The organism is Albimonas marina, from assembly GCF_029223255.1.
Lineage (GTDB): Bacteria > Pseudomonadota > Alphaproteobacteria > Rhodobacterales > Rhodobacteraceae > Albimonas.
The window spans coordinates 660,487-672,124 of the sequence record NZ_JARHUC010000002.1 but is presented as its reverse complement, the minus strand read 5'-3'; the positions used below and the strand labels follow the sequence as shown (position 1 = coordinate 672,124).

Annotated in this window: 8 protein-coding genes; 6 read left to right on the top strand and 2 right to left on the bottom strand. The window is 73.4% G+C overall.

Annotated elements, in window-relative coordinates; translation table 11 throughout:
• Positions 1-180: 180 nt before the first annotated feature.
• The gene (locus P2H44_RS06850) at positions 181-1,467 is read left to right on the top strand and encodes a homoserine dehydrogenase (RefSeq protein ID WP_275762724.1); all 1,287 of its coding nucleotides are present in this window, start codon (positions 181-183) and stop codon (positions 1,465-1,467) included.
• Between the two features lie 386 nt (positions 1,468-1,853).
• On the opposite strand, the gene P2H44_RS06845 is transcribed toward P2H44_RS06850, so the two are convergent.
• Positions 1,854-3,545: a methyl-accepting chemotaxis protein gene (locus P2H44_RS06845; protein WP_275762723.1), complete on the bottom strand. Its 1,692-nt coding sequence runs from the start codon at positions 3,543-3,545 to the stop codon at positions 1,854-1,856.
• A 177-nt stretch (positions 3,546-3,722) separates the two neighbouring features.
• Here P2H44_RS06845 and glpX point away from each other — a divergent pair, with 177 nt between their 5' ends.
• The 5 genes from glpX (at position 3,723) to P2H44_RS06820 (ending at position 11,104) form a co-directional block, all read left to right on the top strand.
• Positions 3,723-4,703, top strand: a complete 981-nt coding sequence (gene glpX, locus P2H44_RS06840; protein WP_275762722.1) for a class II fructose-bisphosphatase — start codon at positions 3,723-3,725, stop codon at positions 4,701-4,703.
• A 698-nt stretch (positions 4,704-5,401) separates the two neighbouring features.
• Positions 5,402-6,592 (top strand): acetyl-CoA C-acyltransferase, encoded by a 1,191-nt coding sequence (locus tag P2H44_RS06835; protein WP_275762721.1) that lies wholly within the window; start codon positions 5,402-5,404, stop codon positions 6,590-6,592.
• Between the two features lie 1,042 nt (positions 6,593-7,634).
• On the top strand, positions 7,635-8,036 hold the full coding sequence (locus tag P2H44_RS06830) for a rhodanese-like domain-containing protein (protein WP_275762720.1): 402 nt from the start codon (positions 7,635-7,637) through the stop codon (positions 8,034-8,036).
• A 121-nt stretch (positions 8,037-8,157) separates the two neighbouring features.
• Entirely contained in the window at positions 8,158-8,928 is a 771-nt protein-coding gene (locus P2H44_RS06825; RefSeq protein WP_275762719.1) for an SDR family NAD(P)-dependent oxidoreductase, read from the top strand.
• A 688-nt stretch (positions 8,929-9,616) separates the two neighbouring features.
• On the top strand, positions 9,617-11,104 hold the full coding sequence (locus tag P2H44_RS06820) for a DEAD/DEAH box helicase (RefSeq protein WP_275762718.1): 1,488 nt from the start codon (positions 9,617-9,619) through the stop codon (positions 11,102-11,104).
• Positions 11,105-11,243: 139 nt separating this feature from the next.
• Here the strand turns inward: P2H44_RS06820 and P2H44_RS06815 are convergent, their stop codons facing one another.
• The gene (locus P2H44_RS06815; protein WP_275762717.1) at positions 11,244-11,564 is read right to left on the bottom strand and encodes an NIPSNAP family protein; all 321 of its coding nucleotides are present in this window, start codon (positions 11,562-11,564) and stop codon (positions 11,244-11,246) included.
• Positions 11,565-11,638: the final 74 nt, after the last annotated feature.

Below are 11,638 nucleotides of genomic sequence, written 5' to 3'. Positions count from 1 at the left end.
GCCGCGCGGGCGGGGCGCGGCCGAGGCGCCTGTTGCGGCCCCGCGTGCATGGGGCTAGCAAGGGCGCGGATTCCGAGGGGCGCGCGCCGTCGTGCGCCGCGACCCGACCGCCCGGCCGCCCGACGCGGCGGGGCCGACCGCCACGACGCTGAACGCGCCATACTGAACGCAAGGGGCATCATGACCGAACCTCTCCGCCTGGGCATCGCCGGACTGGGAACCGTGGGCGCGGGGGTGGTCAGGATCGTCCAGACCCATGCCGCGATGCTGGAGGCGCGCGGCGGGCGGCCGGTGTCGATCTCGGCGGTCTGCGCGCGCTCGCGCAACCGGGACCGGGGCGTGGACGTCTCGGGCTACGACTGGGAGGACGATCCCGTGGCGCTCGCGCGGCGCGACGACGTCGACGTGCTGATCGAGCTGATGGGGGGCGAGGACGGCCCCGCCAAGGCCTGCGTCGAGGCGGCGCTGGAGACGGGCAAGCACGTGGTCACCGCCAACAAGGCGATGCTGGCCCACCACGGGCAGGCGATGGCCGAGGCCGCCGAGGCCGCCGGGCGCGCGCTGAAGTTCGAGGCCGCGGTCGCCGGGGGCATTCCCATCGTCAAGGCGCTGGGCGAGGGCCTGGCGGCCAACGCCATCCAGCGCCTGATGGGCGTGATGAACGGCACCTGCAACTACATCCTGACCGAGATGGAGGCGACCGAGGCCCCCTACGAGCAGGTGCTGGAGGACGCGCAGAAGCTGGGCTACGCCGAGGCCGATCCGACCTTCGACGTGGGCGGCATCGACGCGGCGCACAAGCTGGCGCTGCTCGCCTCGATCGCCTACGGCGCGCGGGTGGACTTCGCGGGCGTGCAGACCGAGGGCATCGACCGCATCACCCTGACCGACATCCAGCAGGCCCGCGACATGGGCTTCCGCATCAAGCTGCTGGGCGTCGCCAAGATGACCCCGGACGGGCTGGAGCAGCGCATGACGCCCTGCCTGGTGCCGGCGGGCAGCTCGATCGGGCTGCTGGGCGGGGTGACCAACGCGGTGGTGGTCGAGGGCGACTTCGTGGGCCAGACCGTGTTCCAGGGGCCGGGCGCGGGGCAGGGGCCGACCGCCTCGGCGGTGATGGCCGACGTGCTCGACATCGCGCGGGGCCAGATCGGGACCACCTTCGGCGTGCCGGCGACGCGGCTGGCGGCGGCGCCGCGGGCGGCGGATTCGGGGGCGGCGGCCTATTACCTGCGCATGTCCCTGCAGGACGCGCCGGGGACGCTGGCCAAGGTGACGGCGGCGCTGGGCGAGGAGGGCGTCTCGATCCGCCAGATGCGGCAGTACGAGCACGAGGGCGACGCGGCCCCGGTGATCTTCGTCACCCACCCCGCCCCGCGCGCGGCGCTGGACGGCGCGCTGGGCCGGCTGGGCGCCATGGAGGAGTGCATCGACGCCCCCATGGCGCTCCGGGTGGAGATCCTCTGAACGGCGCTTGAGCCGCGCCGGCGCGCGGAGCCTTCCGGGCGCGCGAGGCCTGCGGACGGCGCATGGCGAGACGAAAGACGGCCCCCCGGCGACCGGGGGGCCGTTTCGGTTTCGGGGGCCCGGACCGCGCCGGCGTCGGGGAGGCGACGGGGCGCGGTCGTGGGCCCAGGGAGCCGGCGCGATCCTGGGAGGCGCCGGAGCTGGTCGGCGCCGGGGCGGCGCCGGTGCAGGGGCGGCGGCGTCCGACGCCGCCGGAGAGGAGCACGCTCCGGACGCGCGGGGCGGCGGGCCGGGCGGCGGGCGAACCGGGCGCCCCGGGCGCGGGCGACCGCCCGAGGCCGGGGCGCCGGACGCGCCGCGCTTTCCCGGAGCCGGCGGAGCCGCGCTCAGGCGGCGCGGGCGCTGCGGGCGGGGGTCCGGCCGGCGCCGGAGCGGCGGAAGAAGCCCAGGATCTCGCGCAGCTCGGCCAGCTCCTCGTCGAGGTTGCGCGCGGCGGAGGCGTTGCGGGTCGAGATCTCGGCGTTGCGCTGGGTATTCGAGTCGAGCTCGCTCATCGCGTGATTGATCTCGTTCACGCCCGAGGCCTGCTCGGTGTTGGCGGTGTTGATCTCGGAGATCTGGCGGGAGAGCTCGTCGACCAGGGTGCGGATCTCGGCGAAGACCTCGACGGCCGAGGCCATCAGGGTCGCGCCCTGCTCGACGTCCGCCGCGCTCTGCTTGATGAGCTTGGTGGTGTCGGCGGCGGCGTCCGAGGAGCGCTGGGCGAGGTTGCGCACCTCGGAGGCGACGACGGCGAAGCCCTTGCCGGCCTCGCCCGCGCGGGCGGCCTCGACGGCGGCGTTGAGGGCGAGGAGGTTGGTCTGGAAGGCGATCGACTCGATCGCGCCGTTGATCTCGTTGATCCGGCGGGAGCTTTCCTCGATCGTGCGCACGGCGTTGGTGGCCTTCTCGATCACCTCCTGGCCCGTCTCCGTCCGCTCGGCGGCGCGGCGGACCACCTGCTCCCCGTGGCGGGAGTTGTCGGCGGTGGTGTTGATCGTGGCCGAGAGCTGCTCGACGGTGGCCGCGATCTCCTCGAGCGTGGCGGCCTGGCGTTCGGCGCGTTCGCTGAGGTCGTCGGCGCCGCCGCGGATGTCGGCGGAGCCGGCGCTGATCCGCTCCATCGCGTCGGTCATGCGGCCGACGAGATCGCGCCAGGAGTCGCGCAGCCGGATCACGTCGTCTCGCAGCGGCACGAAGGCGGGGGCCATCGGTCCGTCGTCGGAGACGTCGAGATCGCCCGAGGCGAGCGCCGAGAGCATCGCCCCCACCCGCTGCACCGAGTCCACCCGCGGGGTGATGTCCTGGGCGAACTTCACCACGCGCATGAGGTTGCCGTACCGGTCGCTGATCGGGTTGTAGGACGCCTGGATCCAGATGTCGCGCCCGTCCTTGGCGCGGCGGCGATACTCGGCCGAGAAGGCCTGGCCCTGGCGCAGGCGCTTCCAGAACTCCGCGTAGGCGGGGCCGTCGGCCTCGCCGTCGGGCATGAACATGCGGTGGTGGCGGCCCTTGACCTCGTCGAGCCGATAGCCGAGCGTCTGCAGGAAGTTGTCGTTCGCATCGAGGATCTTGCCCTCGAGGTCGAACTCGATCACCGCCTGCAGGCGGGAGATCGCCTCGAGCTTGCCGCGGGCGTCGATCTCGGACTGGGCGTCGGCGGTCACGTCGGCGGCGAGCTTGACCACCCGATCGATCTTGCCGGCGGCGTCGCGCACCGGCATGTAGGAGGCGCGCAGGAAGCGCAGGCCCCCGTCCTTGCCGATGCGCTTGAAGCGGCCGTCGATCGCCTCCCCCGCCGCCAGGCGGGACCAGAAGCTGCGGTAGAAGTCGCTGTTGACCACCTCGGGCGGGCAGAGCGTGCGGTGGTGCTTTCCGACCAGTTCCTGCCGGGTGTAGCCCACGGCCTTCAGGAACCGGTCGTTCGCATCGAGTATGTCGCCCTGAGGCGTGAACTCGATGACCGCCCAGGCGTCATCAAGCGCGCGTCGCAGCGGGTCCTTGCCCCCGCTGGCGGCGGGACGGCCGATTCCGAACATGCACGTGATCCTCTCCAGCTTCGTGCGGCCGTGTTAGACCCGAGACGTTTCGAAAGTCTTTCGACCCGCGCCGCGCGCGCGCGTCACAGGAGTTTCCCTTGCCCACGCGGCCCCCGGCCCGTAGGAAACGACGGGGCCGGAGGCCCTCTTCAAGATCGCGCGACCTCAGGAGCACCCATGCCCGACGCCAAGAAGGAACCCGGCGGCATCTTCGCCGACCGCATGCTGTCACTGGGACTGGCCCGCGTGTCGGAAGCCGCCGCCATCGCCGCGGCGAAGCTGGTGGGCCGGGGCGACGAGAAGGCCGCCGACCAGGCCGCCGTCGACGCCATGCGCACCCAGCTCAACCTCCTCAACATCGAGGGCGTCGTGGTGATCGGCGAGGGCGAGCGCGACGAGGCCCCGATGCTCTACATCGGCGAGGAGGTCGGGCAGGGCGGCGGCCCCGCCGTCGACATCGCGCTCGATCCGCTCGAGGGCACCACGCTCTGCGCCAAGGACATGCCCAACTCGCTGGCCGTGATCGCGATGGGGCCGCGCGGCTCGATGCTGCACGCGCCCGACGTCTACATGGACAAGCTCGCGATCGGCCCGGGCTACGCGCCGGGCGTCGTCGACCTCGACATGACCCCGACCGAGCGGGTGCTGGCGCTGGCCAAGGCCAAGGGCGGCAAGCCCGAGGACGTGACCTGCTGCATCCTCGAGCGGCCCCGCCACGAGGAGATGGTGCGCGAGGTCCGCGAGACCGGCGCCGCGATCCGCCTGATCACCGACGGCGACGTCGCCGGCGTGATCCACTGCGCCGAGGCCCACCTGACCGGCATCGACATGTACATGGGCTCGGGCGGGGCGCCCGAGGGCGTGCTGGCGGCCGCGGCCCTGCGCTGCATGGGCGGCCAGATCCAGGGCCGGCTGCTGTTCCGCAACGACGACGAGCGCGGCCGCGCCAAGAAGGCCGGCATCACCGACTTCGACAAGAAGTACTCGCTGACCGAGATGGTCACCGACGACGTGATCTTCGCCGCCACCGGCGTCACCGACGGCTCGATCCTGCGCGGCGCCCGCCGCGACGGCGAGTGGATGGAGACCGAGACCATCCTGATGCGCTCGCGCACCGGCTCGGTCCGCCGCATCAGCTACCGCCAGCGCAACCAGTAAGGGCGCGCGCGACGCGATCGAGGAAGGGCCCGGCGGCGACGCCGGGCCCTTTCGCGTTCCAGGGACGGGGAACGGGGGGCGGAGGCGCCCTGCGGGCGGGCTTGGGAGCGGGGCGGGGGGATTGCGGGTTGGGAACGGAGGCGCGTGGGGCCAGCGGGGAGGACGCTCCTGACTCACCAGGGAACAGGACCCCGCGCCTGTCCCCCGGATCCGTCTCTCGCTGACGATGCCTGAGCGACTCGTCGGGAGGGGTCAAGGACAAGCCCCGCGCAAGCGCGGGGTCGCTTCGCGATCCTTGACCTCTCCCGCCGAGTCGCTCTTCACGGCATCAGCGAGAGACGGCTCCGGGGAACAGGCGCTCCGCGAGGCCTGCGAGCGTCGCGCCGGGGCGCTTGGGGCGGGCGGGGAGCCGGGTCTTGGGTGCGGAGCGCGCGGCGGGAGGGGAGAGTTGCGGGCGCGGTGCGGGGAGCGCGCGCCGGCGGGCGCGGGTGGAGGTGCGCGACGCCTGGGAGGTGGCGAGGACGGGTGGCGTTGGGCGGGAGAGGCCTGAGCGCAGGCGCGCAGGCGCTTGAGGGGGGCGCGGCCGGGGGAGTTGGGACGCTGCAGGGAGGGAGAGGCAGGCGAGGGGGCGCGGGGTTGCGGCCGCGGGGCGGGTATTCCACAGTCCGGAGCGACAGAACATCCGGGAGGCCTCCGCCATGTCCATCTCCGAAGATCCCGTCGTCGTCGTCGGCGCGGCCCGCACGCCCATGGGCGGCTTCCAGGGGGAGCTCTCGGGCGCCACGGCCGCGGAGCTGGGGGGCGTCGCCATCCGCGCGGCGCTGGAGCGCGGCGGGGTCGAGCCGGGGCAGGTCGGCGAGTTGCTGATGGGCTGCGTCCTGCCCGCGGGCCAGGGCCAGGCGCCGGCGCGCCAGGCGGGCTTCGCCGCCGGCCTGGGCGAGGAGGTGCCGGCCTCGACGCTCAACAAGATGTGCGGCTCGGGCATGCGCACGGTGATGATGGCGCACGATCAGCTGCTGGCCGGCTCGCAGACCGTGATGGTCGCGGGCGGCATGGAGAGCATGTCCAACGCCCCCTACCTGCTGCCCAAGATGCGCGGCGGCGCCCGGCTGGGTCACTCCGAGGTCAAGGACCACATGTTCCTCGACGGGCTCGAGGACGCCTACGACAAGGGCCGCCTGATGGGGACCTTCGCCGAGGACTGCGCCGAGAAATTCCAGTTCACCCGCGAGGCGCAGGACGCATACGCCATCCGCAGCCTCGCCGAGGCGCTGCGCGCGCAGACCGACGGCTCGTTCGACGCCGAGGTCGCGCCGGTGGTGGTGAGAAGCCGCAAGGGCGAGGCGGAGATCGCCACCGACGAGCAGCCCCGCAACGCGCGGCCCGACAAGATCCCCACGCTGAAGCCCGCCTTCCGCAAGGACGGGACGGTGACGCCGGCCAACAGCTCCTCGATCTCCGACGGGGCGGCGGCGCTGGCGATGATGCGCCGCTCGGAGGCCGAGCGGCTGGGGCTGACGATCAAGGCCACGATCCTGGGCCACGCCTCCCACGCGCAGGCGCCGGCCTGGTTCTCGACCGCCCCCGCGCCCGCCATGCGCAAGCTGATGGAGCGGGTCGGCTGGGGCATGGACGACGTGGACCTGTGGGAGGTGAACGAGGCCTTCGCCGTGGTGCCGATGGCCGCGGAGGTGGAGCTGGGCATCCCGCGCGACAAGCTGAACGTGAACGGCGGCGCCTGCGCGCTGGGCCATCCCATCGGCGCCTCGGGCGCGCGGATCCTGGTGACGCTGATCCATGCGCTGGAGGCGCGGGGCCTGAAGCGCGGCATGGCCGGGATCTGCATCGGCGGCGGCGAGGGCACGGCGGTGGCGCTGGAGCTGGGCTGAGCAGCGAGGCGCCCGGCCGCGCCTCGGCCGGCGGTCGGCCGGGAGGGCGCGCCGCCGTCGGGGCGGGCGCCCCGGGGCCGTGGATCGACCAGGCGCAGCCCGGCATGAGGGAGGCGGCGACTATCGCGCCGCCGTCCTCCGCCACCCCCAGGGCGTGGCGAAGGCCCCGCCACGGAGCCGCGATATGGGCGAGGTCCAGGACCACCCCGCTCAGCCCCAGCAGCACGAAGAGCGCGGCGAAGACCGCAAGAGGCTCGGCGTCCCGCGACCCGCGCCTGCGCCAGGCCCAGGCGAGGGCGGCGAGCAGGGCGCAGCCCTCGACCGATAGCCAAAGGAGCTCGCCCAGGTCCTGGGCGCGCAGCTGCGGCGGGGCGGGGAGCGCCAGCCCGCCCACGAGGCGACGCCCGATCCGCGCGTGCAGCTCCAGCGCGTGGTCGGCCAGCCGCATCGCGAAGATCGCCGCCAGCGCCGCCGCCAGGGCCCCGCGGCCGTGCCGCGCGCCGTAGGCGCACAGGCCCGCCGGAGCGGCCCTTTTCAGTAGGTTCCAGCCGGCGGCGAGGTTGCGCTTGGTCTCCATCTCGACGGCCGCGGGGGCCTCGGCGAGCGTGCCCCGTGCGGCCAGCGCCGTCGGCGCCAGGCGGACGCCGATCCGCGACGCGTCGATCGAGCGCGGCACGACCGTCGCGCGGCGGCCGATTGGGCGCGCGCAGAGCGCCGTGGGGGAGACCCTGGTCATCGGGAAGATCCTTGCCCGGGACGGTGCCGGGCGCATTCTGAAAATCCATTCATCCAGAGCCGTCCCCCGCGCCGCCGTCCAGCGCGTCGCCGTGGCAGGCGCGGCCCGGCGGGTCCGTCTCGGCGCCCGCCTCGGCGGGACGGACGAGGCGGGGACGCGCCGGGACGGCGTAGGAAACCGGCGGTCGGAGGCGGGTCCTCCCTGCCGGCCGGCTTGCTCTTGCGCCGCTTCGGCCTTAACCATCCGCTTAACCCGCGCCGGTCCGAGTCCCGCTCTCGCGCCCGCGCCAGACCCGGGAGAAAGCCCATGCCGATCAAGAGCACCAAGGAGATGGTCGCCGCCGCCAACGCGGAGCTGGAGGTCATCCCCGCCGAGGACGCGATCAAGCTGCTGGGAACCGAGGGCGTGACCTTCGTCGACATCCGCGACGTGCGCGAGCGCTGGCGCGACGGCGCGATCCCCGGCGCCTGGCACGTGCCCCGCGGGATGCTGGAATTCTGGATCGACCCCACCTCGCCCTACGCGAAGGAGGAGTTCCAGTCGGGGAACAAGTTCGTCCTCTACTGCGCGGGCGGCATGCGCTCGGCGCTGGCGACCAAGATCGCCCAGGACATGGGCCTGAGCCCCGTGGCCCATATCGAGACCGGCTTCGGCGGCTGGAAGAAGGCCGGCGGCCCGGTCGAGGAGATCAAGCCGAAGGAGCGCTGAGCGCGCCGGAAGCTCCGCCCCCCGCCGCAGGACGGGCCGCGCGCGGCGTCGCTGGACGCCCCGGGCGGCCGGCCGCGCGACGGGGGCCAACAGACCCCAAGAACTCCAGAGGGAGAGAGACATGAAGCTCCAGAGCGGCATCAGCGCGGTCATCACCGGCGGCGCCTCGGGCCTGGGCGAGGCCTGCGCGCGGCGCCTGGCCGAGGCCGGCGTGAAGGTCACCCTGTTCGACATGAACGACGAGCGCGGGGCGCAGGTCTCCTCGGAGATCGGCGGCCTCTACGTGAAGACCGACGTGTCGGACCCCGCCGCGGTGAAGGCGGGCCTGGCCAAGGCGCGCGAGGCCCACGGGCAGGAGCGCATCGCGATCAACTGCGCGGGCATCGGCGGCGCGGCGAAGACGGTCGACCGCGACGGGAACCCGCTGGACCCCGACCACTTCATGAAGATCGTGAAGGTGAACCTGTTCGGCACCTTCAACGTCGCCTCGCAGTCGGCCGCCGGCATGGCCGCCGCCGATCCGCTGACCGAGGACGGCGAGCGCGGCGTGATCATCAACACCGCCTCGGTGGCGGCGTTCGAGGGGCAGATCGGGCAGCTGTGCTACTCCGCCTCCAAGGGCGGCGTGGTGGGCATGACCCTGCCGATGGCGCGCGACCTGGCCCGCTCGGGCATCCGCGTGTGCACCATCGCGCCGGGCCTGTTCCTGACGCCCCTGCTGATGCGCCTGCCCGAGGAGAACCGCAAGTCGCTGGGCGCCCAGGTGCCGTTCCCCTCCCGCCTCGGCGATCCGACCGAGTACGCGGCGATGGCGGCGCATATCTGCGAGAACTCGATGCTGAACGGCGAGACCATCCGCCTGGACGGCGCGATCCGCATGGCCCCGCGCTGAAGCGCACGGGATCCGCGGATCCTCGAGACCGGACGCCGTCCTTCGGGGCGGCGTTCTGCATGAAAGGGGGCGGTCTGCGGGCGCCCTGCGGGCGGGCTTGGGCCTGTGGAGGCGGGCGCGGCTTTTCCTGCGGAGGGCGGGAGCCTCCGGCGGGCTCCTGACTCACCAAAGAACAGGGGGCCGCGCCTGTCCTTCGGAGCCGTCTCTCGCTGGTGATGCCTGAGCGACTCGCCCGCCGGGGTCAAGGACAAGCCCCGCTTGCGCGGGGTCGCTTCGCGATCCCTGACCCCGGCGGACGAGTCGCTCTTTACGGCATCAGCGAGAGACGGCTCCGAAGAACAGGCGCTTTGCGAGGACCTCGGGCGGGGGCGCAGGGCGCCAAGGCTGCGGGCGGAGCGATGGGGGTTGAGGGGGCGCCGGCGGGGGCGTGAAGTGAACGTCGGGCTTGCTTTCGGTCAGATGCGCTGCCATATGCACGCCAGCGTCGGCCGGGTTCGCCCCGGCCTGACCGACCGGATGGCGTGAAGCTCGGGCGGCGAAAAAAGCCCCGCCCCAGGATCCGGCGGTCCAACGGACGCCCCTTCGCAAGAACGTCCTGAGTCACGCGGGCCGTCAGAGGACGGACCCCTGCGCCCCGCTGCCATGTCATGGCCGCGCCCGGGCGCCCATCGCCCATGAAAGGCGCTGAATGACCACCTTTTCCGACCTGCCCCTCGCAGAGCCCCTGAAGCGCGCGCTCGAGGAGGAAGGCTACGCCACGCCCACCCCGATCCAGGTGCAGGCGATCCCGCCCGCCCTCGAGGGGCGCGACATCCTGGGCATCGCCCAGACCGGCACCGGCAAGACCGCGGCCTTCGCGCTGCCCCTGCTGGACATGATCCAGCGCAACCGCATCGCGCGGCCCACCCACTCCTGCCGCGTGCTGGTGCTGGCGCCGACGCGCGAGCTCGCCAACCAGATCGCCGAGAGCTTCCGCACCTACGGCCGCCACATCCAGCTGCGCGTCGAGACGGTGTTCGGCGGCGTCTCGATCAACAAGCAGATCCGCGCCATGAAGGGCGGGGCCGACGTGCTCGTCGCCACGCCCGGCCGGCTCGAGGACCTGATCGACCAGGGGGCGATGACCCTCTCGAAGGTCGAGGCGCTGGTCCTCGACGAGGCCGACCAGATGATGGACATGGGCTTCATCCACGCCCTCAAGCGCATCGTGAAGATGCTGCCGAAGCAGCGGCGGACCCTGTTCTTCTCGGCGACCATGCCCAAGGCGATCGCCGAGCTCGCGGGCCAGTACCTCGACAACCCCGTCAAGGTCTCGGTCGCGCCCCAGTCCACCACCGCCGAGAAGGTCGCCCAGCGCGCCCATTTCGTGCGCGCGGGCGACAAGCAGGCGCTGCTGAACGTGGTGCTCCGCCAGGAGGACTACGACCGCGTCCTGATCTTCACCCGCACCAAGCACGGCGCCGACCGGGTGGTGAAGAACCTGGGCCGGGCGAACGTCGAGGCCAAGGCGATCCACGGCAACAAGCGCCAGAACGAGCGCGAGCGGGTGTTGGAGGCGTTCCGCAACGGCTCGCTCCGCGTGCTGGTGGCCACCGACATCGCCGCCCGCGGCGTGGACGTGCCGGGCGTTAGCCACGTGATCAACTACGAGATCCCCAACGTCCCCGAGCAGTACGTGCACCGCATCGGCCGCACGGCCCGCGCGGGCGCCGAGGGCATCGCGATCAGCTTCGTGGCCGACGACGAGCGCCCCTACATGCGCGACATCGAGAAGGTGACGCGCCAGAAAGTGCCGACCGCGCCGCTGCCCGAGGCGTTCGCGGCCGAGGCGGCCGAGGTCGGCTCGCGCCATGTCGAGGCGGGCGAGGACCAGCGCGGTCCGCGCGGCCGCCAGGGTCAGGGCCAGGGTCGCGGCCAGGGCGGCCGCGGCCGCCAGGTCGGCGGCCGGGGGCAGGGCGCTCCGGGCCGCGGCGCCGGCAAGCCGGTCGAGGCCGGGGCCGAGCGCTCGGGCGCCGCGCGTCCCGCGCGCGGTCCCAAGCCGGCCAAGCCCGCGGGGGGCGACGCGCCCCGTCGTGGCCAGGGCGGCGGCCCGCGCGGCGAGGGGGCCGAGGCGCCCCGCGGCCGTCGCGGACCGCGCCGGCGCGGCGCCTCGCAGGGCGCGCCCGCCTACTCCTGAGCGGCGCCGCGGGCCCGACGGGCCTGCAGGCGGCCGGATCCGGAAACCAGAAGCGGCGAGGCGGGAAACCGCCTCGCCGCTTTTCGTTCGGGGAGCGGGGGCTTCGGCGCGCCCGCCCCAGCCCGGAAGGGAGCCCGGCTCAGAGCTCGGGGCCGAAGGGGGCGTTGTTGAGCAGGCGCACCTCCTGCGCGTCCAGCAGCGGGCGCAGCTTGCCGGCGAAGGCCATGAAGTCGGCGTCGGCGTAGACGCCCTTCCAGTGGGCGCGCCGGTCGGCGTCGTCCTTGAAGCGCCAGATGTGGACCAGCTGGTGCAGCGGGCCGGTGTCGGACACCATGTAGCCGCCCAGCCGCGCCGACAGACCCGCCTTCTCCAGCGCGGGATAGCCCTCTTCGGTGTAGAGCTTCAGGGCCTCGGCCATCTTGCCGACCTTCACCGAGTAGGTGCGCATCTCGTAGAGCATCGTTCTCCTCCCATGCTTCGGCGCGGAGCCTAGCCGGCCGGCCGGTCGGGCGCCAGCGGCAAACGAGGGCGCGG